This window comes from Xenorhabdus siamensis, from assembly GCF_037996745.1.
In the GTDB taxonomy this organism is placed as follows: Bacteria; Pseudomonadota; Gammaproteobacteria; order Enterobacterales; family Enterobacteriaceae; genus Xenorhabdus; species Xenorhabdus indica.
Genome location: NZ_JBBMXE010000002.1, coordinates 227,969 through 254,808, shown reverse-complemented (window position 1 = coordinate 254,808; position 26,840 = coordinate 227,969). Strand labels below are relative to the sequence as shown.

Sequence of the window (26,840 nt, the reverse complement as noted above, 5' to 3'; positions counted from 1 at the left end):
TTTAAATTAAAAATATTTTTCAAAGGTGGAGATTTTGGTTAAACAAACAGGAATATATTATGGTTAGTATTGAGTATGCTTTACTGGAGCCCCATTTTTCCCGTCGGATATTTTCTGAAATTATTCACAAAATAACCCCCAATTTTCTTTCTCAAGCTATTGATGTCAGCTCAGATTTAGATAGAAATGCACTAAAGCCAGCAAAAGGATTACCAGGTTATTTTACTTATGGATGGAAAAAGGCGGTAGATGAAATTATACGTGTGAACCATCTGGGCATACAGTACATATCCCTGCGTTTTGTTTCTCATGCCGGAAATATCAATGATATTAATGAGAGCATGACAACGTTTGAAACGATACTTTCGCTGATACAGCAGGAAATAAAACATTTACCAATAAAGCTTATTGTCGATCCTTTCGGTTTAGCTTTAACATCAGATGGTCAGTGGGGGATTTTACGCGATCATAAATCTTTTGATAGAGAAAAAACTTACACTTTATTAGAGCGTGTTGGATACATATTATCTCGTAACCAAGTGTATGGAGTAATTACTTTAGGACGTATTCCGGAAGAAGTTAAATTAACAAAAAAAGGAATTGTCGAAGGGGGAAATAATACAAAAATATTTTCGTTCTCACAAAATAGTGAAACAAGTATAGCATATGTTTATCTTGACAGCATAGGTCATAATACTGGACAAAAAATACAACCTGGTAATGTAGAGGAAATGGATCTTTGGTCATTAATGGATATATGGCATGGCGCAGATGTCTCAGTTATCAAGCCAATGGAAAGTTATCATTTGATGTCTTCTCTTGATTATCTTATTAAAAATGAAGTATCCAGAAATTCTTTCCTGAATTCCAAAATTGTTGCAGAAATGGCTACACAGCATGATTTCATTCGTAAGACATTAAGCGAAATGAGGGAAAATCCAGCTTTACTGGCAGAAAAGTGCGCTCGGTTAAAACTAGCTGGTTATACCGTTTCTGGAACGACTTATATACTGTCACTCCTTGCGCGGGAAAAGGGGGTTAATATGGCAAGGGCACGACTCGAAGAGATGTGGTTGACTGCACTTGGTGTAATGGGTGAGAACTGTGAATGTTTGATTGATCGGAATGCTTCATGTTTTTTGGAAGGAAGTATTCTTTATTAATCAGCCATAATTGAATTCAGGGCAGAGCAGAACATGACTGCTTTGTTCTGAAAGAAGAGAAAGATGATTTAAAATAAATTTAGTACATAGGGCGCATAGGCATAGTAAGAAAGAAAAACAGCTTTTTTAGCTATCATGATAGTGACTTTCATGATTGGTCTCGATACGACCGGATTTAGTCAGTGACTTTCACGAATGCATTCACATAGGTGAAAAAAGCAATAGGTAGAAAAGAGGACGAGCATTATTTGTCATCTGAGCTGACAGAACTTTCAGTTGTATTAGAGCCTATTCCATTAGGCTCTAAGCGGTTACTGTTTACTGAGTTCGGTTAGCATGGCATTGACCATCCGGGTGGATTCACGTGCAGCAACAACCAGAAACTCATCAAAGCTGATGTGAGATTCCTGATCTGCAACGTCAGAGATAGCACGAACCACAACGAAAGGCACTTTATATTGGTGACAAACGTGGCCAATGGCTGCTGCTTCCATTTCAACCGCAGCGACTTTCGGGAAAGTAGCCCGGATACGCGCTAATGGTTCTGAGCCATTGATAAAGGCATCGCCACTACACACCAGGCCACGGACTGCGTTCAGATTAAGGGACTGGATACATTTTTCGGCTAAAGAAATTAATTGAATATCAGCAATAAAAGCAGGAGGGCATTGTGCCATTTGACCCGGCTCATAACCAAAGGCGGTGAGATCCGCATCGTGGTAACGTACTTCTTCCGACACTACGATATCGCCCACTTTCAGTTTAGGATCAAGACCGCCTGCGGAACCTGTATTAATCACAATATCCGGCTGGCAGTGTTCAATCAACAAGGTGGTTCCCAGTGCGGCAGAGACTTTACCGATACCGGATTTCAGCAAAGCGACGTCAACACCATTCAGCTTACCGGTATAGATCTCACAGCCACCCCGTGACAATGTTTGCAGGCCATCAATCTGGTCGCGTAACAAAGTCACTTCTTGTTCCATTGCACCTATTACACCTACTTTCATTGTGTCATACTCACTTTTGTTATTAATGGGTTGTGCCTACCGGAATAGGCCTGATTTAAACCGAAGTGTATCATTGAATAACCGTTTGCCGGAGATTCCGGCTATAAATAATCGTATTATTCGGTATGGGGGGATTGATGCCTAAGATTGATTTCAAGCAAAAATTGAATTTCCAGCGTAAATATAGACACACTTTCATGCATTCTGCTGACGAGGAGCAGGTAAATCGTCAGTTTGAAAGTGATCGCGGGCGTATCATCAATTCAGCAGCTATTCGGCGCTTGCAGCAGAAAACACAAGTGTTTCCATTGGAACGTAATGCCTCCGTGCGTAGCCGATTAACCCATTCATTGGAAGTCCAGCAGATTGGTCGTTATATCTCAAAAACGATTATTGCAGAATTGGCAAAAAAGAATTTATTGGAAAAATATGGTCTGAATGAGCGTTTGATTGCTTTTGAAAGCCTGATTGAGATGGCCTGTTTGATGCACGATATCGGCAATCCCCCATTTGGTCATTTTGGTGAGGCGGCAATTAAGGATTGGTTTTCCCGTCGGCTCGATCCTGAATTTTTACCTGAGTCCACTGACCATGCCAATCGACAAGATAAATGTCAGGTCGCAGCGTTACGTTTATGTGGTGAAGAGAAAAAAGATCTGTTCCGTCGTCAATTACGTATGGATCTATGCCAGTTTGAAGGTAATGCTCAGGCCATTCGGCTGGCACACAGCCTGCTTAAACTGAATCTGACTTATGCCCAAATTGGTTGTATTCTGAAATACACTTGCCCGGCTTACCGCCTTGAAGAATCTCCGGCAGAATTCAGTTATCTGATGAAGAAAAAAGGTTATTACTGGTCAGAAGACAGTTTTATCGGTGAATTAAAAAAAGAGCTGCAATTAGGGGAATTCTGCCGTTTTCCACTGACATATATTATGGAGGCCGCAGATGATATCTCTTATTGTATCGCAGATCTGGATGATGCTGTTGAAAAGGGTATTTTCAATGTTGAGCAATTGGTGGGGTATTTAAAACAGGAGTGGGAGGAAAATGGAGGTTACAGAAAAGGTGATCTGTTTGAATTGACAGTTACTCAGGCTTATAAAAAAACAACCAATAATGAAGCCCGCCGTAATATTCATGAACAGTTTTTTATGTATCTGCGCGTGTTTATTACCGGGCGGCTGGTTCCCTATACGGCTCAACGTTTTATTGATCATCTGCCTGAAATTTACGCAGGAACTTTCAATCATGCTTTGCTGGAAGCTAACGGCGAAGAGTATCGTTTATTGAGTACATTAAAAAGCGTTACGCGGAAGCGGGTATTTAATCACCCGGAAGTGGAAGAGCTGGAGTTGCAGGGCTACCGAATTATTACCGGCTTATTGAATGTATATAGCCCATTGCTGGAATTATCCCGACAGGATTTTCTGGAACTACACCGAAATAATTTCCACAAAAAATATTTTATTGAAACGCGTCTGTTGCATAAGCTTTCCACCAAACATCGGCTGGCTTATAACGAAGCTGTAGAGGGGATCACCACCACTGATGAAGCTGAGAAAGATGTGCTCGAATTTTACTATCGTGCCCGTCTCATTCAGGACTACATCAGTGGCATGACAGACCATTATGCATACGAGGAATATCGTAAGTTTATGGTATCTAAGTAATCTGAGTTCTGTTTAAGCTGTCGCTAAATAATCAACTCGGATCAAGGACATCGTTCTGTACTCGCTCAAAAACAGGGGGAGCTTATCTGATGTTCCGCTAATGCGACAGAACCATAATATTCTAGAATTCAGTACTTTTTGCATAAAAAAATCAGGTGTTCAGAATAGGTATTCAAGAGAGGAAATCTCATCCCCAAATGAAATTTATTTAAATTTTTTAATGACTTTTCAACGAGGCAATGCGATAAAACCCTTTTCTAATCCATGAACTCCCATACCTTCCGGCATCGCTTCTCCAACAGTTACCTGCCGGATTCAGCCTGAATCGTTAAACTTTTTCCGTTTTCTCCTTGAGCCGCCCTCAGCATGATGGTCATGCTCCCAATAGTTAGATCTGTTATGAAAGATAGTATTCACGCTCAATGAACGTACCGACCACTTTGTCATGCATCTCTTCGGATTTGGAATAACCTATTGTCTTTCTATTCAGCCTCTTTATCCGGATACGAAGCGTAAGATTTGTTCTCTCAATACGTTGGGTAAATTTCTTTCCCGTGAGGTGTTTTTCTTTAGGCAGACAATCGTAAACGGCATAATCATCTGTACAGTAAAACCGGATAGTAAAAGGAGACAAGAGAGCCAGCAGCTTTTTCAACGTTTTCCTGCTGCGATCCCCAAACACATGTGCCACTACCCGTTTCCTATTCGGCTCCCAGGCATACCAGAGCCAGCGTTGATTTTTCTTATTACCGACAAAGGACCACTGCTCGTCTATTTCACAAACAAGATGAATCTCACTGCCCGCAAGCGGCAGCGTAGTTACTTGTCTTGGTGTGAGCTTTTTAATGTGCGAATGACGGTGTTAATGCCGACGTTCAGAACCCGAGCCGTGTCCCTAACACCGGCGTTATTCATGGCCATATCAATAATTCGCTCTTTCATACCGGGATGGCAGGCTTGATAGGTATAGTGCAGTTGGAAGGTTTTGCGACAGGCATAGCAGTGATAGCGAGGATGTCCAGTACGTCCTTTTCCATGCCCTTTAACCTCGTCTGTTTTATGACAGTAACGACAAATCACATCCACTTTAGCCATATCTCACCCAGAATAAAAAGTAGGGAGTTTATCACAAGATCTAATCATTGGGAGCATGACCCAGCATGATACCCGGAAAGGGGGCTTTAATTTCTTTTTGAGTGGACGGTTGCTGGAAAAAATAAAAACAAAGTTAATGAATTATAGAAGAAATATTCTTTAATCATCACGCAATGCCTGTACGGGTTCCATTTGTGAGGCTTTATGTGCGGGATAAAAGCCGGAGATAAGCCCCGCTACGATTGAGCTACCTATTCCTAACGGAATGGATAAAGGAGCCAGAGAAAATGACCAACCGGAATAAAGCACAAAAAGAAAGGAAACAATGACACCGACCAGTGCGCCAAGAACTGCACCGGTAAAAGTCAGTGCAGCAGCTTCATATAAAAACAGGTGCCGGATATCCTGAATTCGCGCGCCTAAAGCCATACGTAACCCGATCTCTTTTCGTCGAGCTGAGACGTTCATCAACATGACATTGGAAATTGCAATGCCGCCGGTGAGCAGTGAAATACCCGCTAATCCGATCAACATAAAAGAGAAAGTTTTGCTTTGTTCTGTTTGCCCTTGCAGTAATTGCTGAGCAACTCGAACATCAATGTCAACTGTGGGAAACTTATGCTTAAAGAACGTTAATAAGTTATTTGCATCGGCTTCTGTGGTGGCGCTTGTTACAGTGCGGGAAATAATACCATTCAGATCTGCACTGGGCGATATTTTACGCATGGCATTAAGAGGAACCACAACGACCGAATCCAGTGAAAAAGGAAAAATAGGGTTTTGCCCTTTTACATCGAAAACACCAATGACTGTATATAAATAATCACCAATCTGAATTTGTTTTCCAAGTATCCGTGATGCATCCCCTTCACCGAAAGTAACGGCGACTTCATTACCGATGACCAGATAAGGCGAATGCTGATCATAATCAGAGATAAATCGGCCATAACGAAGTTGCAGTTGCATAACTTCTTCAAGTTCTGCCGTGGAACCTATCAGGATAAGATTTTCTGTTTTTCCGTTATAGCGTACAGGGGAAGGATAATAAATCCACGGTGCAACTGAAGATAAACTGGGAATCGCTGTTTTCAGGTCAGTCGTTTTAATTGAATCACTATTAACACCACCATGGTAGGAATATAGATTTGTTGTAATGACGTTGATATCAAGCCCGCTGAACATTTTCAATGCAGAAAGAGTGGCATTGTGCCCGGTATTCACAAATGCCACAACAGACGCACAGCCAATAGCAATCCCCGATAAAGCAAGCAGTGTACTTCTCCCTGTCGCCATTAAATTACGCCAGGCTTCTTTCCACATCATTAATGCTGACATACCGTAGTTGCTGAACTGGCTTTTATCATGCATGTATTGTCATTCCTCTGATTTCATACAACTGCCCATAAAGTATACGAAATTCGCGTTGCATATGGTTTGCAACCATAGAATCATAGATTATTAGGACCAGCGTCATTGCATTATTTGTGTGAATAGAAGAAAGCAACGATAAGATTTCATCTGCCGTTGACATATCAATGCCGCAAAGAAAATATTTCCCGGCGGTGGGTTTATCCAGCAGACCGAGAATATTCAGCAATGTGCTTTTACCTGAATCTGATGTACCGACAATAGCGCAACTCTGACCAGAAAAAATTTGTGTTGTGATATTATTCAGAACTGGCGCTTCGCCCTTTTCACCTTGTTGATAAGTGCGGGTTAATCCTTGCATATTGATAACCAGTAATATCGGTGCTGTAGACTGAGTGGTATTTATATGATCCATTGTTTTTATAACTTTCCCATTTTAATATTTATAATTGCCTTTGTCTGACCTCCCTAAATAAAAGCCAGCCTGACTGTAAGTTTATTGTTTTTTGTGTTTATTTACCCTTATAAAAAATAATACTATCATTATTAAAATGATATGCCTATATTAACGCAGAGAGATTAATGACCAAATAATAATTGAATTTATTTAAATATATATAGTTTTAGTATAATGCGTTGCAGTTACAATCAAAATACTCCATTTATATAATTAATGCCCTCATAATTATTTATTATAAATTATGATAATTGTGGGCAAGTTTATAATATGAAATTTAATATATTGGTTGTTTCAAATTTTAAAATTGCAACTTCATTAAACAATGATTTAGATTTGGCCTGAGTTATAATACTTGTATTTATAAAAACACATTTAATCTGCAAATTCTAAAACTATGACAGGAGAATTTTTATGTTCAAAAAATTATTAACCGTCGGTGCATTGGCTGCGGTATTAATTGGAGGAATTGGAACTGCATCGGCAACCAATATCGCTCCCTGCCCTAGTCAGAGAGTAACTGAAAAATCTCATGACGATAAAGGTTATTTGTATGAGAAGTATGTTATCAATCCTTACAATAATTTTGCTGTCTCATATATTAAGTATGAGGACGATCTTAAGCAAAATGTTAAATGGGAACTCCAACGTAAAACTGGAGAGTGTTTATTTAAAGGGTCACAAAAAGGCTTTGGAGCTTACTATTTAGGTAGAGTAGTCTGGTAGATGAGTCTAAAATTTTACCCTAAAGTCTTTCAGTATAATCTTTTGATAAATACAATAAACCTCGTTAAATAACGAGGTTTTAGGATATTACATTTCGTTATTTCCTTTATTAATCGATTTTATTTCCTTTCATAATTTCAACTAATTTTCCAATATTTCAAATATAAAATAAAAACATATACTGTGGTCATGTATTAAATGGTTAGATTGAGCACTAGAAATAGTACTCGCGCTCAATGAAAGTTCTTATCGGCTCTGTCGCATTAAATAAATCAGCCTAAGCGATAATGAGATACGTTTTTTTAAACGATAAAATTATTTAGCCGTGGATAACCGTTCACCCTCCTCTTGCTGATACTGGCCTTTTCGAAGCATAGTAACGAGTTCGATCCTCTGCCAGTAACGTTTGTGCCCGGCGGAACGATTTAAATCCTGGCATCAGACTGACCCGGCGTTTGATATGGCGATGGTCCTGTTCAATGAGATTATTCAGGTAGTTGTTTTGCCAGATTTCGATCAACTCCTGCGGCGATTTCCCAGCATTGAATAGGGTGAGCGTGGCGGTATTGGCCCCACTTTTATCGATGGTTATGACGGCGGGTCTGCCGTGCTGACGCATCGCCTTACGGAAAAAATGCAGAGTGCCTGCCGCATCACAGTGAGCGTTCAGCAGGAAGTCAATCGTCTGACCATCGGTATCGACCGTCCGGTAAAGGTATTTCCACTGACCTGTCACTTAGATATAAGGTTAAGTAAGTTCTTTGGCAGTTCTTAATATATCAGGAGCTGCCGCAATAACGTGGTTGATCTCATCAATGAATTCCAGCAATTCTGGCTCTAAATCGGCCAGAGGAGTCCCCTGTTTCAACTGTTTCTCAATAAGTTCACAAATCGCTTTTAGTTTGGGGACACCGTTGTAGCAGCAACTACCATGTAATTTATGAACGTGATGGGCAAACTGTTTGCGATGAGATTCACCTTCTGAAGTTAAAGCCTGCTCAATCATGGCCTTCATTTCTGGCAGAGGTTGCACGAACATTTCTAACATTTCCCGCGCCAATGATTCTTTACCGGCAGTTTGTTGTAAAGCCAGCCGCCAATCGATAACTTGTGGCTTTTTTGTCGGGCTGTATTGATTCAGCAGGGCTTTTAAGCGAACTTCATCCAATGGTTTGAACAGACAGTCGGTAAAAGGTGAATGGTCTCTATTGCGAGTTTCATCACAGAGAAAAGCAGTGACAGCAATAATCGGTGTCTGTTTATGCTCAGGTAGTTGGTGGATCTGTTCTGAAGTTTGAATGCCATCCATATCCGCCATTTGAATATCCATCAGAATGAGGTCTAATGGGTGTTTCTCCGCCATTTTCAGGGCTTCCATACCACTACTGCATAAAATGGTATTTTCCACTTGTTCATTTAAGAGTGTGCCAATTAATTTCAAATTGGCCGGGTTATCATCTACTGCCATGACTGTCATGGACAAACGGGGGAGCGCGGGAGGTTGAGGCAAACGTTCTGGTAAAAAGCCCGACAGGATATCTTCTTTTTCCAGCCAGATATCAAAATAAAATACCGTCCCTTTAGTGGGCTCGCTGGTAAAATCGATTTCTCCGTTCATTTCATTCACCAGCTTTTTGGTGATACTCAATCCTAACCCAGTACCACCATAATGGCGGGTAATACTCGCATCAGCCTGATTGAATGCCTGAAACAGAATAGGGCGATATTCTGATTTAATACCAATGCCGGTATCGGTCACGGTAAAATCAATGTGTACCATATGGTGTCTCTGTTGACGCAGTTTGATTTCCAGCGTAACACTGCCTTTGTCCGTGAATTTTATGGCATTGCCAATTAAGTTAGTGAGTATTTGCTGCAAGCGGATGGGATCACCAATCATCAGATTTGGCAACTTGTCATCAATGTAATGATACAGAGGAAGATTTTTCACATTGGCAGAAGGTGTCAGTAATTCGATAACTTCGTTGACGGTGTCACGCAGCAGAAAGGGAACCTGATCCAGTATCAGTTTATTGGACTCCAGACGTGAAAAATCCAGAATGTCATTGATAATTTTCAGTAGATTATTAGCAGAACGCTCAATGACATAAAGATATTCAGCCTGTTGAGATGTTATTGGTGTTTTCAACATCTGACGGGTAAACCCAATAACGCCGTTGAGTGGCGTGCGTAATTCGTGGGACATATTCGCCAGAAATTCTGTTTTTATCCTGACGGCTTCTTGTGCCCGTTTCTTGGCAATAGTCAATTCAACATTTTGGATTTCTAACTGCTCCATCGTAATTTGCAGGTCAGAAGTGGCTTGATCGATATGCAATTGCATCTCATCTTTATACTTTGACAAGGATTTTGCCACCGTATTGATCCCGTTTTGGAGCGCAGATAATTCTCCCGGCATGGCACCCGTGACTCGCGTGTTTAACTGCCCCTGACGGATACGGTTAACTGCTTTCACCATACAATCCAGGGGTTCTGTCACCTTACGTACCAAAATGTGGGCAGACAGCGCAGTGCCTCCAAGGCAAAGGATCAGCAGAATGATAGAAGTTGCGATTTCTTTGTATTGTTGAAGCTGAGCAGCCCGTAAATCCAGATCAATAGCAATATAACCGATAGGAGTTGCATTATTGATAGGATTGCGCTCCTCATGAGCAGAATTGGTTTCCGAGATAATCGGCATTTTCAGGACGATACTATTACTATCTTCTTCTTTAGTCAGTGTTGTCGGTATGGGATCATTTGGTCTGAGGCGCAGTAGATCGACATCATATTTATCATTGGAAATTTCGAATAATTTATGATGTTCATCGAAAATCGCAATAGCCATAACGATTTCGGAATTGCGGTGATGGAGGCTATTTATCAATGATTTTACGCGCTTACTGTTATCCAGATTTATCCCCACCTCACTGGCAATGGATAAAGGCTCAATAATGCTAATCCCACTACGAACTATCAGGCTCTTCAACTCATAATAGCGGTATGAGATAAATGATATACTCACAAGCGTTCCGACCAGTAGAACAGGAACCAAAATCAGGCTCATCATACGGGTGCGTAGGCTATATTTGGTCATAAGCGTCCATTGTGGGAAAATCAAAACTCAATTTTTCAAAGTCAGTCAGAATCATGGTGCAATTTTACTCTCCAAACCGTCGCTCCGTAAACCCAGGTATTATTTCAGTTACCGCAGATAATCTTGATGCTCAAGGGCAGGGTATTGCCCGTCATCAGGGAAAAACGATTTTTATCCAGGGGCTATTGCCCGGTGAGCAGGCACAAATTCAACTGACAGAAGAAAAACGCCAGTTTGCTAAAGCTAAGGTGGTAAAACGGTTATCAGACAGCCCATTTCGTGTGGATCCGCGCTGCCCGCATTTCAAGGTGTGTGGAGGTTGTCAACAGCAACATGTTGCGGCTGAATTACAAGCTAAAACTAAAGCTGGTGTGCTTGAACATCTGATCCAACGGGAAACAGGGGTCAGTATCAGTGCTCAGCCTATCATCCACAGCCCAGAATATGGGTATCGGCGTCGGGCAAGGCTCGGCCTGCAATATCAAGTCAAACAACGTAAGTTATTGATGGGTTTTCGTCAGAGCCAGACCAACGATTTGGTGGATGTTAAACATTGTCCGGTAATGCACCCTGATCTGGAAAAATTGTTACAGCCATTATCTCAGTGTTTAAACAGCCTGAAAGCCGTTAAGCGACTGGGGCATATTGAATTAATTCTGGCGAATAATAGCCCATTAGTTGTTTTACGTCATCTTGACCCCATAAAGCATGAAGACAGAGAGGCACTACGCATTTTTTCTGAGCAGTATAAGGTAGCGATTTACCTGGCTGGCGATGAAAAATCCCTTGAGCTGTTGTCTCTTGGAGCGTTGCTTCCAGAATCTCTGTCTGCTGAACATTCGGCGGAAGGGCAATCTGAGCCGTGGTATCAGGTGGATGGTTTGAAGCTGGTTTTCAGTCCACGGGATTTTATTCAGGTTAATGATGAAGTTAATCAACAAATGGTGGCTCAGGCACTGTCGTGGCTGGACTTACAGCCAGAAGACCGGGTATTGGATCTTTTCTGCGGAATGGGGAACTTTACGCTGCCGATAGCCACTAAAGTACAGGCAGTTGTCGGTGTGGAAGGCGTTGCGGCATTGGTTGCAAGTGGACAATATAATGCTCGGCTAAATGGGCTTAATAACGTCAGTTTTTTCCACGAAAATCTGGAATCAGATATTCATCAGCAGCCTTGGGCTGCGCAGGGGTTCAATAAGGTATTGTTGGATCCTGCCCGTGCTGGTGCTGCGGGCGTCATGTCACATATAGTAAAACTGGCCCCTGAAAAAGTGGTTTACGTTTCTTGTAATCCCACAACTTTGGCGCGGGATAGCAGAGTTTTGCTAGAGGCCGGTTATCATCTTGTTAGTGTGCGGATGCTGGATATGTTTCCGCACACTGGTCATCTGGAGTCCATGGTACTGTTCTGCCGTGAACGGATGACCATCGAGTAGGGAGAAATTATGGTTGCGGTAAGAAGTGCTCATCTCACACCAGCAGGTGAATTTGCTGTCGATAAGTGGATCGCGAGTTTAAACATCGTCAATCCACACTCCAGTAAAAAATTAGCTGAAACATGGCATTACTGTTACGAGAAGGTTCAGGATCAGCCCAATGCAGAGCTACTGTTGTGGCGCGGTGTTGAAATGGTAGAAATCCTGTCTACGTTGAGTATGGATAATGACAGTATGCGTGCAGCACTGCTTTTTCCCTTCCTTGATGCAAAAATAGTCAGCAATGAAACAGTGACAGAAACCTTTGGAAAATCCATTACAGATCTGGTGCACGGTGTGCTGGAAATGGATGCTATCCGCCAGTTGAAAGCGACTCATACGGATTCTACTTGCTCGACTCAAGTGGATAATGTACGTCGTATGTTGCTGGCGATGGTAGAAGATTTTCGTTGTGTGGTTATTAAACTGGCAGAGCGGATCGCCTATTTGCGGGAAGTAAAAGATGCCAGTGAAGATGAACGGGTATTGGTCGCAAAAGAGTGTTCCAATATCTATGCCCCTCTTGCCAACCGACTGGGTATTGGTCAATTAAAATGGGAGCTGGAAGATTTTTGCTTCCGTTACCTGCATCCTGATGAATATAAAAAAATAGCTAGTCTTTTACATGAACGCAGGATTGATCGCGAGCAGTATATAGAAAAATTTATCACGACTTTGCGTCGGTATATGCTCAAAGAAGGGATCTCCGCAGATATTTACGGGCGTCCCAAACATATTTACAGCATCTGGCGTAAGATGCAGAAAAAATCCCTCTCTTTTGATGAACTGTTCGATGTGCGTGCAGTCCGTATTGTCGTTGAACGGTTACAGGATTGCTATGCGGCATTGGGGATAGTGCATACTCACTATCGTCATCTGCCGGATGAATTTGATGATTATGTTGCCAATCCGAAGCCAAACGGCTATCAATCAATCCATACCGTGGTACTGGGGCCAAACGGTAAAACACTTGAAATCCAAATCCGTACCCGTCAGATGCATGATGATGCTGAGCTTGGAGTAGCTGCCCACTGGAAATATAAAGAAGGCACCGCGATTGGTGGGGGTAAATCAGGTAGTTATGAAAGCCGGATTGCGTGGTTGCGGAAACTGATCGCATGGCAGGAGGAAATGGCAGATACTGGCGAGATGCTGGATGAAGTGCGCAGTCAGGTATTTGATGATCGTGTTTATGTTTTCACGCCAAAAGGGGATGTGATTGATTTACCGATTGGTTCAACACCACTGGATTTTGCTTATCATATTCACAGCGATGTTGGTCATCGCTGCATTGGGGCGAAAATTGGTGGGCGGATTGTGCCGTTCAGTTATCAGCTCCAGATGGGGGATCAGATTGAAATCATCACCCAGAAACACCCCAACCCAAGCCGTGACTGGCTGAATCCGAACCTTGGCTATGTCACTACCAGCCGTGGACGGGCAAAGATCCATAACTGGTTCCGTAAGCAGGATCGCGATAAGAACATTATTGCCGGACGCCAGATGTTGGACAATGAACTGACACATTTAGGCATCACGCTTAAAGAGGCCGAAAAAGAACTTATTTCTCGCTATAACGTGCATTCGTTAGAAGAAGTACTGGCTGGTATCGGTGTGGGTGATATCCGTATTCACCAACTGGCGAATTTCCTGCAAAACAAATTCAATAAAACCACGGCAGAAGAAGCAGACCGTAAGGCACTCCGTAGTCTGGAGAACAAAACATATTCTCCACGCAATACCAATACGCAAAAAGACAATGGCCGGGTTGTCGTAGAGGGTGTTGGCAATCTGATGCACCATATTGCCCGTTGCTGCCAACCGATTCCGGGAGATGATATCGTTGGGTTTATTACACGTGGACGTGGAATTTCTATCCACAGAGCAAGCTGTGATCAACTGGCTGAGCTGGAAATCAGTGCACCAGAACGGGTTGTGGATGCAGTGTGGGGAGAGAGTTATTCCAGTGGTTATTCCCTCGTAGTGCGGGTAATTGCCAATGATCGCAGCGGATTACTGCGTGATATCACCACGATACTCGCCAATGAGAAAGTCAATGTACTTGGTGTCAGTAGCCGCAGTGATGTGAAGCAACAACTGGCTACGATTGATATGAACATTGAGATTTATAATTTACAGGTGTTGGGACGAGTGCTGGCGAAGCTCAACCAACTGCCTGATGTCATTGAAGCCAGACGCCTGCACGGTGATTAGAAAAATATGGATAAGATAAATTTAACTTCAATTGAACGCCTTAAAGGGATTATGGCGCAGTTGCGCCATCCCCAAGATGGTTGCCCATGGGATAAAGTACAAACTTCTTCTACTATTGCCCCTTACACATTGGAAGAAACCTATGAAGTCATTGATGCCATTGAACGCAATGATACCAATGCCCTGAAAGAAGAGTTGGGTGATTTACTGTTTCACATTGTCTTTTATGCCCAGATGGGAAAAGAACAGCAATTGTTTGATTTCGACGATATCTGCGAGGCGGTTTGCGATAAGCTGGAACGCAGGCATCCCCATATCTTCAATCAACAATCAGGCATCAACAGCGAAGAAGCCATTGGTAGTTGGGAACAACGTAAGGCTGCGGAAAGAGCGGAAAAAGATCAACATTCCGTGCTGGATGATATCCCTGCCAGCCTGCCCGCATTGATGAAGGCGTATAAGATCCAGAAACGTTGTGCTTCTGTTGGTTTTGATTGGGATACCGTCGGGCCCGTTCTGGATAAAGTTTATGAAGAGATCGACGAGGTGATGGATGAAGCGAAGCAGGCGGTTGTAAATGATGCGCGTGTGGAGGAAGAACTGGGTGATTTACTGTTTGCCGTCGTTAACTTATCCCGACATTTAGGGCATAAACCCGAAATAACGTTACAAAAAGCTTGTCAGAAATTTGAAAATCGCTTTCGCAAAGTTGAGAAACTTTTTCACGATAAAGGATTGTTATTGGAAACTGCCACATTGGATCAAATGGAAGCAATGTGGCAGCGGGTAAAAAAACAACAAATTTAGGGATAAATTACATGTTTGTCATAATACTCACGTATATAAAACCATGAGCAGATGTTGATCTATTTTTAGAAGAACACCGTGCATTTTTGGATGGATGTACTTGAGCGGCCATTTTTTAGCTTCAGGGCCAAGAGCACCAAAGAGCACCAAGATGTGGCGGTGTTATTTTGCTTAACGCCATGAGCCGGAATGAACTTGATATATTGTTAGAAAGTGATCCATTTTTTCGCGAAAAAATGGCTGAATATTCAATCATTAAATTTCATCCAGCAAAATTTAATGCGTGCTTATCTGACTTTATCCTCAGCTAACACTATTTTGTAAAAAGGCTAATGTAAAAAGTCCGATTTTTCTTAAGATTAGCCGGGCTTTTTTTGATCTATGTTGTGATTAGTTTCATTTGGAAATTACTACAATTTGAAATTTCTACAATTGGACAGATAAAAGAGATAGAGTTTGTAGCGCATTTAAGGTTAGAGTATACTACTTTCCCGTCCTGTTATATTCATCATCCTTTTAAACCTAAACTTTCAGGTTCAGCATGAAAACTAATTATATTTTTGTGACCGGCGGGGTCGTATCCTCTCTGGGTAAAGGCATTGCCGCAGCCTCTTTGGCGGCCATACTCGAAGCCCGTGGACTCAATGTCACCATTATGAAACTGGACCCGTATATCAACGTCGATCCAGGTACAATGAGCCCAACCCAACACGGGGAAGTTTTCGTTACCGAAGATGGCGCTGAAACTGATCTCGATTTAGGCCATTACGAACGTTTCATTCGAACCAAAATGACACGTCGCAATAACTTCACGACAGGTCGTGTTTACTCCGAAGTTCTGCGTAAAGAACGCCGCGGCGATTATCTGGGCGCAACCATTCAGGTTATTCCTCACATCACTAATGAAATCAAAGACCGTATTATCCGTGGCGCGGAAGGTTACGATGTTGTGCTGGTGGAAATTGGCGGTACTGTAGGTGATATCGAATCCCTGCCATTCCTTGAAGCTATTCGTCAGATGGCGGTAGAAGTCGGCCGCGAGAATACTCTGTTTATGCATTTGACTCTGGTGCCTTATATGGCAGCAGCAGGCGAAGTGAAAACTAAACCTACCCAGCATTCAGTGAAAGAGCTGCTTTCCATTGGTATTCAGCCGGATGTTTTGATCTGCCGTTCAGATCGCACTATTCCAGCTAATGAGCGGGCAAAAATTGCACTTTTCTGTAACGTACCAGAGAAAGCGGTTATCTCTTTAAAAGATGTTGATTCTATTTATAAAATTCCTGCCCTCTTGAAATCTCAGGGCTTAGATGATTATATTTGTAAACGATTCAGCCTCGAATGCCCGGAAGCTAACCTGTCTGAATGGGAACAGGTCATTTATGAAGAGGCGAATCCATCAGGCGAAGTGACCATCGGTATGGTGGGCAAATATATTGAGCTGCCGGATGCGTATAAATCAGTTATTGAAGCACTGAAACACGGTGGATTGAAAAATCGTCTGACCGTCAACATCAAACTGATTGATTCTCAGGACGTCGAAACCCGTGGTGTTGAAGTATTGAAGAATCTGGATGCGATTCTGGTGCCAGGTGGTTTCGGTGGTCGTGGCATCGAAGGCAAAATTATGACAGCCCGTTACGCCCGTGAAAATAAAGTTCCTTACCTGGGAATTTGTCTGGGTATGCAGGTTGCTCTGATTGAATTCGCACGCAATGTTGCAGGCATGGAAGGGGCTAACTCTACTGAATTTGAGCCTGAATGTAAGTTACCAGTTGTAGGTCTGATCACTGAATGGCGTGATGAGAACGGCAACTTAGAAGTACGCAGTGAAGAGAGCGATCTCGGTGGAACGATGCGTGTTGGTGGCCAACTGTGTCATCTGACTGAAAACAGTCTGGTACGTAAACTTTATGGTCAGGACGATATTATTGAGCGTCACCGCCATCGTTACGAAGTGAACAATCTATTGTTGAAACGCATTGAAGACGCGGGCTTACGTGTTGCCGGCCGCTCAATCGACAATAAATTGGTGGAAATCGTTGAGAACCCGAACCATCCATGGTTTGTGGCGTGTCAGTTCCACCCTGAATTTACTTCAACACCTCGTGATGGTCATCCGTTATTTGCCGGTTTTGTTGAAGCCGCACGCAAGTACCAGAAAGGCCAGTGAAATAAGATATGGGGTGATCGATGGGGCTTTACTCGATTCTTTGAGTGACCATCAATTGCCCAGAATTTAACTTGTACTGAGGAAAACCTAATGTCCAAAATCGTTAAAGTGCTCGGCCGTGAAATCATCGACTCCCGTGGTAATCCAACGGTAGAAGCGGAAGTACATTTGGAAGGCGGCTTTGTTGGTCTGGCCGCGGCACCATCAGGTGCATCAACGGGTTCTCGCGAAGCGCTGGAACTGCGTGATGGCGACAAATCCCGTTTTATGGGCAAAGGTGTACTGAAAGCAATTGCAGCGGTTAATGGCCCAATTGCTCAAGCTCTGGTTGGTCAGGATGCGAAAGATCAAGCCAATATCGATAAAATCATGATCGAGTTGGATGGTACTGAAAATAAATCTAACTTCGGTGCTAACGCGATTTTGGCCGTTTCCCTTGCGAACGCCAAAGCGGCGGCAGCGGCAAAAGGTATGCCTCTGTACGAGCATATTGCTGAACTAAACGGGACTCCGGGTAAATTCTCCATGCCTTTGCCAATGATGAACATCATCAATGGTGGTGAACATGCTGACAACAACGTGGATATTCAGGAATTCATGATTCAGCCAGTAGGTGCGGGCACGCTGAAAGAAGCGGTGCGTATGGGTTCTGAAGTTTTCCATAATCTGGCAAAGGTACTGAAAGCAAAAGGTATGAGTACTGCGGTGGGCGATGAAGGTGGTTATGCACCAAATCTGGAGTCTAACGCAGCAGCACTGGCCGCTATCAAAGAAGCTGTAGAAAAAGCAGGTTATGTACTGGGTAAAGACATCACTCTGGCGATGGATTGTGCCGCTTCTGAATTCTATAACGAAGAAACCGGTAACTATGAACTGAAAGGTGAAGGCAAGACTTTCACTTCTCAGGAATTCACTCACTACCTGGAAGAGCTGACTAAAGAATATCCCATTGTTTCTATCGAAGATGGTCTGAATGAATCTGATTGGGACGGTTTTGCTTACCAGACTAAAGTCTTGGGCGATAAAATCCAGTTGGTTGGTGACGATCTGTTCGTAACCAATACCAAGATCCTGAAAGAAGGTATCGAAAAAGGGATTGCTAACTCCATCCTGATCAAATTCAACCAGATCGGCTCTTTGACTGAGACGCTGGCTGCAATCAAGATGGCAAAAGATGCAGGTTACACAGCGGTTATCTCTCACCGTTCTGGTGAAACTGAAGATGCAACCATTGCTGACTTAGCAGTAGGTACGGCGGCAGGTCAAATCAAGACCGGTTCCATGAGCCGTTCTGACCGTGTTGCTAAATACAATCAGTTGATTCGTATTGAAGAAGCATTGGGTAACCGTGCTCCTTTCAATGGCCTGAGAGAAGTGAAAGGTCAGGCATGATTGGCTGACGGGTTTCAATAAAAAAACAAATATTATTTATATTTTGGCGAAAGAGTAATATTCTTTCGCCTTTCTTAAAAAGATAATTTTAGTTATGTGCTTTTCTCTTTATTACATTTCTTTATTACATAATGGAGGATTATTTAACCATTCGTAAAATAAGAAATGTGATATAACTCTTTAAAATAAACTCTTTTCTTTACTCTTTTAATTAATAAATAAGCAAATATCACGTAGCAGATCCCAAAATCGCACTCCGTGTATTTTATTTATCGTTCAGACTCCTTATTATTTCAGATGTAATGTAATTCATTAACATTTAGAACAATGATTCATCAATTATTATTTTTACATTACGGAGTTATGTTTCATTGTTACATGGAGTCTTCATGGACGCTTCAGAATCTTTAACCCCTGCGGTTGGGCCAATACCCTCAAGTAAAAGAGGCTTAATTATTCTCGCGCTGGATATCATTTTGTTAATTGCTTTGCTGAAATTTTTGCCTTATAGCGAAAAAGCAAATGCAGGTTTGGCATTAATGGCATTTATCGGGGTGTTATGGCTGACCGAAGCCATTCACGTCACTATTACTGCACTTTGTATTCCAATTCTGGCTGTCGGAATGGGATTGATGAATACAGGTGACGCGTTGAAATCTTTTGCAAACCCAATTATCTTTTTGTTCTTTGGTGGCTTTGCACTGGCGACAGCACTGCATATTCAAGGTCTGGACAGACTGATAGCTAACCGTCTTCTGATGATTGCTCGTGGGCGTTTATCAGTGGCGGTCATGCTGATATTTGGTATCACGGCTCTACTTTCGATGTGGATTAGCAATACAGCAACCGCAGCGATGATGTTGCCACTGGTTCTGGGTATTTTAGCTAATCTGGATGTCCGTACTGAACGTAATACATTTGTTTTTGTGTTGTTGGGTGTGGCATATAGCGCCAGTATTGGTGGTTTGGGCACGTTGGTAGGTAGCCCACCTAATGCGATTGCAGCAGCACAGTTAGGTATAGATTTCATTACATGGATGAAGTACGGCGTGCCAATGGTGATCATCCTGTTACCCGTTATGGTGATGCTGATGTATATCATGTTGCGTCCGAATCTGAATCATAAATTTGATCTGGAGCTGGAGCATCTGGAATGGAATAGTAAACGTGTTATCGCCATGTTGATTTTCCTGCTGGCTGTTGTTTGCTGGATTTTCAGTTCCCTCATCAGTGATGCTCTTGGCGGTATCAAAGAATTAGATACTATCATTGCCGTGAGTGCAGCTATTCTGATTGGCATGACTGGTGTATCAACATGGTCACAGATCCAAAATAACACGGAATGGGGCGTGTTGATGCTGTTTGGTGGTGGTCTGACACTGAGCGCTGTTCTGAAAAACTCTGGTGCAAGTGAAGTTATGGCGAATGGTATGGCTGCGACATTTGGCTCAAGTTCGTGGTTTGTGATTATTGTTGCTATTGCTACATTCATTATCTTCCTGACTGAATTTACCAGTAATACAGCCAGTGCCGCGTTACTTGTCCCTATTTTTGCCACAGTTGCAGAAGCTCTGGGTATGCCGGTTATCGTGTTGACCATGATTATCGGTATTGGTGCATCTTGTGCATTTATGCTACCTGTTGCCACACCACCGAATGCCATTGTTTATGGCACTGGCTATATCAAGCAGGTTGAAATGGTACGGGTGGGTTTTGTGCTGAACTTGGCATGTATTGCGATTATTTCTGTAATTGCTTGGTTCTTCTGGGTGTAATTTTTATCAATAAATAAATCATCAATAAAATGGCCACCTTTAAGGTGGCCATTTTATTTGTGAGTATTGAAAAACGGCCAAAAACCATTGATAAAAAAGTGCATATTAGTGATTGAGAAGGATCTTGATATTAATCAGATGATTTAATAAGAATTCGCTAATTTTTGTGACATTGATGCATTTACCAGAAAAAATTAAATGAAATAAAAGATATTCTTATTGTAGATACTGAATACAGTAAAATTTGACAATAGTGACAGTGATAGCATTAAGTTCTTTGTGCAACTAATAAAATACAGTAGGTGTTTTATATGTATGCTGATATTGTAGTGTTTTTGTGATGCAAATTAATTTATTTTCCCTGAATCACCATAATATTCATATTATAAGTACATTAATATAACCGAAGAATTATTCATAAAATCAGACTCATAAATTCAGAAGAGTAGGATTAAGCCATAATAACATTAACAATAGGGCATACTATGCGTTACAGTTTAAAGAAAAAACCGCTGTACAAGATCCTTTACGTACAAGTCATTTTTGCAATTTTACTGGGTATTTCTCTAGGCCATTTTTATCCAGATATAGGTGAATCACTTAAGCCATTAGGCGATGCTTTCATCAAGATTGTGAAAATGATTATTGCTCCTGTTATTTTTCTGACCGTCGTAACAGGAATAGCGAGTATGAACAATATGAAAACAGTGGGTAGTGTTGTCGGAAAATCAATGTTATATTTTCTGACATTTTCAACACTTGCTTTAATTATTGGTTTAATTGTCGCTAATATTATTCGTCCCGGTGATGGACTGAATATCTCGCCTGAATCGTTGGATGGTAGTAAGGTCGCGGATTATGTGAAGAAAGCTCACGAATCATCTTTTGTGGGTTTTCTTATGGATGTGATACCTGAATCCGTTGTCAGTCCGCTTGTAAACGGAAATATTCTTCAAGTTCTCTTTATTTCTGTTATCTTTGGCCTCTCGTTAGCATTAACAGGGAAAAAGGGGGAGCCTGTATTAGTATTTTTACAAAGTCTTTCTGAACCTGTTTTTAAAATGGTGAGTATGTTAATGAAACTGGCGCCAATTGGTGCATTTGGAGCAATGGCGTTTACCATTGGTAAATATGGTCTTTCATCTATTGGTAATCTGATAATACTCATCGCCACCTTCTACATTACATCATTAATATTTGTTTTGGTTGTTCTGGGGGGAGTAGCTAAATATAACGGATTTTCTATCATCCAATTAATGAAATATATTAAAGATGAGCTATTTTTAATATTAGGTACATCTTCTTCTGAAGCAGCTTTACCTAGCTTAATGAGGAAAATGGAAAATGCTGGTTGTGAGAAATCTGTTGTAGGGTTAGTTGTCCCAACAGGTTACTCATTCAATCTTGATGGTACTAATATTTATATGACAATGGCTGCATTATTTATTGCTCAAGCCACGGGTATTGATTTAACTCTCACAGAGCAAATTTCTTTATTATTAATTGCAATGATCAGTTCAAAAGGTGCCGCAGGTATTACAGGCGCTGGCTTTATTACTTTGGCTGCGACTCTATCTGTTGTACCAAGTATTCCAATAGCTGGAATGGCACTTATTTTAGGTATTGATAGATTTATGTCTGAATGTCGTGCATTGACCAATTTTGTCGGTAATGCCTGTGCTTGTATTGTTGTAGCTCGTTGGGAAGGTGCTTTGGATAAAGAAAAAATGAATCGAGCATTAAATGGTGAACTGCCAGACTCTGTAAAAGAGTTATAAGCGTTTTGAATCGCCACCTTTGAGGTGGCGATTATTTTTCGGGATGATTTTCTCTTAAAGTGATTATTCTTTGGTGCTGATATAAATATTTTTGACCTGAGTATAAGCATCCAAAGCCATCTTATGTGTTTCTCGCCCAAGCCCTGATTTTTTATAACCACCAAATGGTGTGTGGGCAGGAAGTTCATGATAGGTATTGATCCACATACGGCCAGCTTTAACAGCTTTAGCGACACGCAGAGCACGATTAATATCCTGTGTCCAGACCGCACCAGCCAGACCATATTCTGAATCATTAGCCATCTCAATGACTTCGTTTTCATCACTGAATGGGATAACACAGAGAACCGGCCCGAAGATTTCTTCTCGTGCAACACGCATATCATTGGTCACATTAGTGAGAATTGTTGGCTGAACAAAGAACCCATCGTCATATCCTGCTCCTGTTATGCGTCTGCCACCAGTAAGGATGGTTGCTCCTTCCTGTTTGGCAAGATCAATATAGCCCAGGATAGTATTCATTTGTTCTTCACTGACCTGACATCCCATTTCAGTTGCAGGATCCATTGGGTCGCCGACTCGAACGGATTCGAAGACGGTTTTCAACGAGGGCAGGAATGAATCATAGATATCTTTATGCAGGAATAGACGAGCACCAGATTCACAAGCCTGTCCCTGATTCAGTAAAATCGCGTTAGCTGCATGCTTGACCGCTTTTTTCATATTGGCATCAGGGAAAATGATATTGGCCGATTTTCCTCCTAGCTCCAGCGTGGCCGGAATAAGTCTCTTAGCGGCAGCGGCTGCAACGTTGTAACCGACTTCTGTTGAGCCTGTAAAGGCTACTTTGTCAATACTTTCATGATCAAGGATTGCCTGACCGACGACAGAACCGCGACCTGTGACAATATTGACAACGCCCGCAGGAAGAACTTGATTTATGATGCGTCCCAATTCCAGCAAACTAATGGGAGTCAGACTGGCAGGGTTGATAATCACGGTATTACCTGCCGCTAAGGCAGGAGCGAGTTTCCAGGCTGCCATCAGCAGTGGGAAGTTCCAGGGAATGATTTGCCCGATTACACCGATTGGCTCTCTGATCACCAGACTCAGGTTATCATCATCAATAACATCCATTGCATCAGAGTGAGAGCGGATCACACCTGCAAAGTAACGGAAATGATCGATAGCAAAAGGAATGTCAAAATTGCGGCATAAAGCTTGTGTCTTACCACCATCTAATGTTTCAAGGGTGATAAAACGCTCTGCTTCTGCTTCCAATAAGTCGGCAATTTTCAATAGGATGGATTGTCTTTCTGCCGCTGAAGTTTTGCTCCAGGCGGGTAAGGCTTTAGTTGCTGCTTGAACGGCAAGTTCAACATCCTGAGCATTTCCTGCCACATATTCAGTGAGTAATTCTCCAGTTGCCGGGTTATAGCTCTTCATTGTTTCTTTTGAAACACTATCAACCCATTCACCGCCAATCAGCATCTTATAAGACTTAGCAGGTAATAGTTCTTTTACGATATCATGTAATTTCTTCATCATATTCTCCAGGTACTTTTGATTTTTGGGTATGCTAAACCATCTGTTCAAAGAGTATTATTGGATTAATTCTTAAATTCGGATTTAAATATAAAAATCTTATATCAATAAATAAAAATCTTATATCAATAAATAAGGGGGGGTAATTGATTTTTATAATAAAATAATAAACACATGAAATAAATTTTGAGAATTATTATTGGTATGTGATTATATTTTGTATGGTCTATTTTTCTGCTGTCTTTTTTCAAGATGTTATCGGAGGAGTAGCTTAGAGAGTAGTTTAAATGACCATAAACAACTTAATGATACAAGATAATAAGTAAACAAATTATCAATACGTTTATATTTAATGATAATTTTTTTAGTTAAGGTGATTTATTTTCTCAGCACTCTGCTATTATTATACTACCAATCATTGGCGGGGATGATTATGAAAAATTTGTTATTAATTTGTTTATTAGGTTTTACATTGGCCGGGTGTGATAGTCAACTTAAGATTGACGGTACAAATGAAATGGCAGTAAAAACATCCATCGAAAAAATAAGAGATACTTTATCTGAAGATAAAAAATTAAAATTTGATGATTCATTGAATATTATCATGCTTAATAGTATCGATTTTGATGAATTATTTAAAAATAACAAGTATGGAAATATCAAATATGAAGATATGGAAAAGCTGGAATATAAGTTTTATCAATCACTGAATGGAAAAACAGCCGATCAGGTTATTAGTGAAGCAGAAAGAATTAAATCGAATACGAGTACTATTAACAAATGAATACAATTATCTGCCTGTATTTTTCAAGTTACAAATCTTATTGTTGAGTGCGCTCAATGATAACTACTGATTTCTTAAGCGAAGTGCCCTGATTATGGGCATTTTGTTACCGTTACTTATGATCTTCCAATAGAGTTAATCGCTCTCCGCACTGACGGCAAACATAGCAACTTTTTCCCCTGAGCACTTTATTGTGCTGCCTGATGGTTAATTCATGCTGTTGGCAGTGGCAAGAATAAATGAATGTCTTACTACAAACGGATTGGACTGAAAATTGGTGTGTTCGATTGGCTGGTACTTTAAACACAGTTTCCATGATATAACGCCACTCCTTGCCATGAGGTGCTACTTTGCCAAATTGATGGTAAGCCAATAAATGAGCCAGTTCGTGAGGGATCACTTCATCAATAAATGATTGTTGATTTTCAATGAGCAGAATTGGGTTAAGGCGAATTTCCCAATCCTGTAGACGAGCACTTCCCGCAATTGTACCTCGTTGTTGATAGGTCACATTGGGTTCGGGAAAGGTTTGTTCAAGAAAATCATTTGCCTGAACTATTTTTTGCCGCAAAGTACGCATGACTGCTTGCTGAAGAGGAAGCGGAACCTTAACGAATTTCATAACAGCAATAATTATATAGTAACTTAACTAACGAAAACGAATATGTATGGTTGTAATACTAAAAAGCCCGCTGGTATCGGCGGGCTTTTTAGGCGTAGCAGAGGTTATTTCAACCCTGCTGCATTACGTAGGATCATGGCCTTATCTGTCGCTTCCCACGGGAACTGCTCACGGCCAAAGTGACCGTATGCTGCGGTATCGCTATAGATCGGATGCAACAGATCCAACATCTTGATGAGGCCATAAGGACGCAGATCAAAGAATTCGCGTACTAATTGGATCAGTGTTGACGTTGGCACTTTTTCAGTTCCGAACGTTTCAACCATGATGGAAGTGGGTTCAGCAACACCGATCGCATAAGACACTTGGATCTCACAGCGATCAGCCAGACCTGCTGCGACAATATTTTTAGCCACGTAACGTGCAGCATAAGCCGCAGAACGGTCAACTTTAGATGGATCTTTACCTGAGAACGCTCCACCACCATGACGAGCCATACCACCGTAGGTATCTACAATGATCTTACGACCTGTCAGACCACAGTCACCCATTGGGCCTCCGATCACGAAACGGCCTGTTGGATTGATGAAATATTTAGTCATCGGAGTGAGCCATTCAGCCGGCAATACAGGTTTGATGATCTCATCCATAACTGCTTCATGCAGCTCTTTCTGGCCAATTTCTTCAGAATGCTGAGTAGAGAGTACGACTGCATCAATACCGACAATTTTACCGTTGTCGTATTGGAATGTAACCTGACTTTTGGCATCAGGACGCAACCACGGCAGTGTTTTGTTTTTACGTACATGAGCCTGACGCTCAACCAGACGGTGAGCATATGTAATAGGTGCTGGCATCAATACGTCGGTTTCGTTGGTTGCGTAACCAAACATCAATCCCTGATCACCTGCTCCTTGCTCCAGAGGATCAGCCCGGTCAACTCCCTGATTAATATCAGGTGACTGTTTGCCAATCGCACTAATTACTGCACAAGAATTAGCATCAAAACCCATGTCGGAGCTGGTATAGCCAATTTCACGTACAGTACTGCGGGTTATTTCTTCAATATCAACCCAAGCGCTGGTGGTAATTTCACCACCAACCATAACCATACCGGTTTTCACATAAGTTTCACAAGCTACACGAGCCTTGGGATCTTGTTCTAAGATCGCATCAAGAACGGCGTCGGAAATCTGATCAGCAATTTTATCTGGATGACCTTCTGAAACGGATTCAGAAGTAAAAAGGTGTGTAGTCATTATATTTCGTTACCTTAAATATAATTTCGGTTTAAGGGTGGATGTTTTACCATCTAGACGGCTAGTCTAAGTTACTATCGCCAAATATACCAGTTTTTTTAGTTTTAAATATCTTTCACAGTATGACATTTTGGGTTTCTTCTCTGCTTTTCTCTAGGTTCGAAATCTATCGGGTAAATCTATCTAATTCTGTTAAGTACAAATAAATTTCGTTTTGCAATTTTGCAGGATTACAGGTATAAAGCGCCCGTAACTGATAGGTTTTTGCACTTCAAGTTATGGGCGTTTGCAGGGTGCGTTTATACGTGTTCTGCTTCTCAATTGAGAAACGGCTTTCGGATGATAAGCCATGTGGAGTGAATGGGGTTATGAACCATTATCTGCTGATTGTTAACGGCCAACAGCCACATTATGCCATTGATGTATC

General features: G+C 41.6%; 19 protein-coding genes and 1 pseudogene. 11 read left to right on the top strand and 9 right to left on the bottom strand.

The features are described 5' to 3' along the window. Positions 1–59: 59 nt before the first annotated feature. The gene (locus tag AAC852_RS02075) at positions 60–1,163 is read left to right on the top strand and encodes a hypothetical protein (RefSeq protein ID WP_340619586.1); all 1,104 of its coding nucleotides are present in this window, start codon (positions 60–62) and stop codon (positions 1,161–1,163) included. 311 nt (positions 1,164–1,474) lie between these two features. On the opposite strand, the gene mtnN is transcribed toward AAC852_RS02075, so the two are convergent. Continuing rightward, the gene (mtnN, locus tag AAC852_RS02070) at positions 1,475–2,173 is read right to left on the bottom strand and encodes a 5'-methylthioadenosine/S-adenosylhomocysteine nucleosidase (protein ID WP_340619585.1); all 699 of its coding nucleotides are present in this window, start codon (positions 2,171–2,173) and stop codon (positions 1,475–1,477) included. Positions 2,174–2,310: 137 nt separating this feature from the next. Here mtnN and dgt point away from each other — a divergent pair, with 137 nt between their 5' ends. Continuing rightward, positions 2,311–3,846: a dGTPase gene (gene dgt, locus AAC852_RS02065; protein ID WP_340619584.1), complete on the top strand. Its 1,536-nt coding sequence runs from the start codon at positions 2,311–2,313 to the stop codon at positions 3,844–3,846. 397 nt (positions 3,847–4,243) lie between these two features. Here dgt and AAC852_RS02060 read toward each other — a convergent pair. From AAC852_RS02060 to AAC852_RS02050, 3 genes are all read right to left on the bottom strand, one after another. Beyond that, positions 4,244–4,941 (bottom strand): IS1 family transposase gene (locus tag AAC852_RS02060; RefSeq protein ID WP_340619583.1). Its coding sequence is split into 2 segments (ribosomal slippage): positions 4,244–4,692 and positions 4,692–4,941, totalling 699 coding nucleotides; the frame shifts between segments, so codons are not numbered across the junction. Between the two features lie 159 nt (positions 4,942–5,100). Further along, entirely contained in the window at positions 5,101–6,309 is a 1,209-nt protein-coding gene (locus tag AAC852_RS02055; protein ID WP_340619582.1) for an ABC transporter permease, read from the bottom strand. Beyond that, positions 6,302–6,724 (bottom strand): ATP-binding cassette domain-containing protein, encoded by a 423-nt coding sequence (locus tag AAC852_RS02050; RefSeq protein WP_340619581.1) that lies wholly within the window; start codon positions 6,722–6,724, stop codon positions 6,302–6,304. Before AAC852_RS02050 ends, AAC852_RS02055 begins: the two co-directional genes overlap by 8 nt. 456 nt (positions 6,725–7,180) lie before the next feature. Here AAC852_RS02050 and AAC852_RS02045 point away from each other — a divergent pair, with 456 nt between their 5' ends. Further along, on the top strand, positions 7,181–7,492 hold the full coding sequence (locus tag AAC852_RS02045; protein WP_340619580.1) for a hypothetical protein: 312 nt from the start codon (positions 7,181–7,183) through the stop codon (positions 7,490–7,492). Between the two features lie 315 nt (positions 7,493–7,807). Here AAC852_RS02045 and AAC852_RS02040 read toward each other — a convergent pair. Both AAC852_RS02040 and AAC852_RS02035 read right to left on the bottom strand, forming a co-directional pair. Next, positions 7,808–8,228, bottom strand: a pseudogene (locus tag AAC852_RS02040) (DDE-type integrase/transposase/recombinase); the annotation flags it as partial. Between the two features lie 12 nt (positions 8,229–8,240). Next, a complete protein-coding gene (locus AAC852_RS02035; protein WP_340619579.1) occupies positions 8,241–10,589 on the bottom strand; it encodes an ATP-binding protein in 2,349 nt (782 codons plus the stop codon). A 53-nt stretch (positions 10,590–10,642) separates the two neighbouring features. Here AAC852_RS02035 and rlmD point away from each other — a divergent pair, with 53 nt between their 5' ends. The 7 genes from rlmD (at position 10,643) to AAC852_RS02000 (ending at position 22,203) form a co-directional block, all read left to right on the top strand. Next, positions 10,643–12,025, top strand: coding sequence for a 23S rRNA (uracil(1939)-C(5))-methyltransferase RlmD (gene rlmD / locus AAC852_RS02030; RefSeq protein ID WP_340619578.1), 1,383 nt, complete (start codon positions 10,643–10,645; stop codon positions 12,023–12,025). Positions 12,026–12,034: 9 nt separating this feature from the next. After that, positions 12,035–14,278, top strand: a complete 2,244-nt coding sequence (gene relA, locus AAC852_RS02025) for a GTP diphosphokinase (protein ID WP_340619577.1) — start codon at positions 12,035–12,037, stop codon at positions 14,276–14,278. 6 nt (positions 14,279–14,284) lie between these two features. Further along, complete coding sequence (mazG, locus tag AAC852_RS02020) at positions 14,285–15,085, top strand: nucleoside triphosphate pyrophosphohydrolase (protein ID WP_340619576.1); 801 nt, start codon at positions 14,285–14,287, stop codon at positions 15,083–15,085. A gap of 541 nt (positions 15,086–15,626) precedes the next feature. Continuing rightward, positions 15,627–17,258 carry a glutamine hydrolyzing CTP synthase gene (gene pyrG / locus AAC852_RS02015; protein WP_340619575.1) on the top strand — a complete coding sequence of 544 codons (1,632 nt, stop codon included), beginning with the start codon at positions 15,627–15,629 and terminating at the stop codon, positions 17,256–17,258. Between the two features lie 90 nt (positions 17,259–17,348). Then, positions 17,349–18,650, top strand: coding sequence for a phosphopyruvate hydratase (gene eno, locus AAC852_RS02010; RefSeq protein WP_099136621.1), 1,302 nt, complete (start codon positions 17,349–17,351; stop codon positions 18,648–18,650). 389 nt (positions 18,651–19,039) lie between these two features. Beyond that, the gene (locus AAC852_RS02005) at positions 19,040–20,425 is read left to right on the top strand and encodes a DASS family sodium-coupled anion symporter (RefSeq protein ID WP_340619574.1); all 1,386 of its coding nucleotides are present in this window, start codon (positions 19,040–19,042) and stop codon (positions 20,423–20,425) included. Positions 20,426–20,910: 485 nt separating this feature from the next. Beyond that, complete coding sequence (locus AAC852_RS02000) at positions 20,911–22,203, top strand: dicarboxylate/amino acid:cation symporter (RefSeq protein WP_340619573.1); 1,293 nt, start codon at positions 20,911–20,913, stop codon at positions 22,201–22,203. Between the two features lie 63 nt (positions 22,204–22,266). Here AAC852_RS02000 and AAC852_RS01995 read toward each other — a convergent pair whose 3' ends face one another. After that, a complete protein-coding gene (locus AAC852_RS01995; protein WP_340619572.1) occupies positions 22,267–23,748 on the bottom strand; it encodes an aldehyde dehydrogenase family protein in 1,482 nt (493 codons plus the stop codon). 433 nt (positions 23,749–24,181) lie between these two features. Here AAC852_RS01995 and AAC852_RS01990 point away from each other — a divergent pair, with 433 nt between their 5' ends. Next, a complete protein-coding gene (locus AAC852_RS01990) occupies positions 24,182–24,532 on the top strand; it encodes a DUF6694 family lipoprotein (RefSeq protein WP_340619571.1) in 351 nt (116 codons plus the stop codon). A 112-nt stretch (positions 24,533–24,644) separates the two neighbouring features. Here the strand turns inward: AAC852_RS01990 and AAC852_RS01985 are convergent, their stop codons facing one another. Both AAC852_RS01985 and metK read right to left on the bottom strand, forming a co-directional pair. Then, entirely contained in the window at positions 24,645–25,154 is a 510-nt protein-coding gene (locus AAC852_RS01985) for a SprT family zinc-dependent metalloprotease (protein ID WP_340619570.1), read from the bottom strand. Positions 25,155–25,258: 104 nt separating this feature from the next. Further along, positions 25,259–26,413 carry a methionine adenosyltransferase gene (gene metK, locus AAC852_RS01980; RefSeq protein WP_340619569.1) on the bottom strand — a complete coding sequence of 385 codons (1,155 nt, stop codon included), beginning with the start codon at positions 26,411–26,413 and terminating at the stop codon, positions 25,259–25,261. Between the last annotated feature and the right edge of the window lie 427 nt (positions 26,414–26,840).

Bases quoted from the DNA above. Each gene is read 5' to 3' on its own strand.
- AAC852_RS02075 (WP_340619586.1), top strand. From the start codon at position 60: ATGGTTAGTATTGAGTATGCTTTACTGGAGCCCCATTTTTCCCGTCGG.
- mtnN (WP_340619585.1), bottom strand. From the start codon at position 2,173: ATGAAAGTAGGTGTAATAGGTGCAATGGAACAAGAAGTGACTTTGTTA.
- dgt (WP_340619584.1), top strand. From the start codon at position 2,311: ATGCCTAAGATTGATTTCAAGCAAAAATTGAATTTCCAGCGTAAATAT.
- AAC852_RS02055 (WP_340619582.1), bottom strand. From the start codon at position 6,309: ATGCATGATAAAAGCCAGTTCAGCAACTACGGTATGTCAGCATTAATG.
- AAC852_RS02050 (WP_340619581.1), bottom strand. From the start codon at position 6,724: ATGGATCATATAAATACCACTCAGTCTACAGCACCGATATTACTGGTT.
- AAC852_RS02045 (WP_340619580.1), top strand. From the start codon at position 7,181: ATGTTCAAAAAATTATTAACCGTCGGTGCATTGGCTGCGGTATTAATT.
- AAC852_RS02035 (WP_340619579.1), bottom strand. From the start codon at position 10,589: ATGACCAAATATAGCCTACGCACCCGTATGATGAGCCTGATTTTGGTT.
- rlmD (WP_340619578.1), top strand. From the start codon at position 10,643: ATGGTGCAATTTTACTCTCCAAACCGTCGCTCCGTAAACCCAGGTATT.
- relA (WP_340619577.1), top strand. From the start codon at position 12,035: ATGGTTGCGGTAAGAAGTGCTCATCTCACACCAGCAGGTGAATTTGCT.
- mazG (WP_340619576.1), top strand. From the start codon at position 14,285: ATGGATAAGATAAATTTAACTTCAATTGAACGCCTTAAAGGGATTATG.
- pyrG (WP_340619575.1), top strand. From the start codon at position 15,627: ATGAAAACTAATTATATTTTTGTGACCGGCGGGGTCGTATCCTCTCTG.
- eno (WP_099136621.1), top strand. From the start codon at position 17,349: ATGTCCAAAATCGTTAAAGTGCTCGGCCGTGAAATCATCGACTCCCGT.
- AAC852_RS02005 (WP_340619574.1), top strand. From the start codon at position 19,040: ATGGACGCTTCAGAATCTTTAACCCCTGCGGTTGGGCCAATACCCTCA.
- AAC852_RS02000 (WP_340619573.1), top strand. From the start codon at position 20,911: ATGCGTTACAGTTTAAAGAAAAAACCGCTGTACAAGATCCTTTACGTA.
- AAC852_RS01995 (WP_340619572.1), bottom strand. From the start codon at position 23,748: ATGAAGAAATTACATGATATCGTAAAAGAACTATTACCTGCTAAGTCT.
- AAC852_RS01990 (WP_340619571.1), top strand. From the start codon at position 24,182: ATGAAAAATTTGTTATTAATTTGTTTATTAGGTTTTACATTGGCCGGG.
- AAC852_RS01985 (WP_340619570.1), bottom strand. From the start codon at position 25,154: ATGAAATTCGTTAAGGTTCCGCTTCCTCTTCAGCAAGCAGTCATGCGT.
- metK (WP_340619569.1), bottom strand. From the start codon at position 26,413: ATGACTACACACCTTTTTACTTCTGAATCCGTTTCAGAAGGTCATCCA.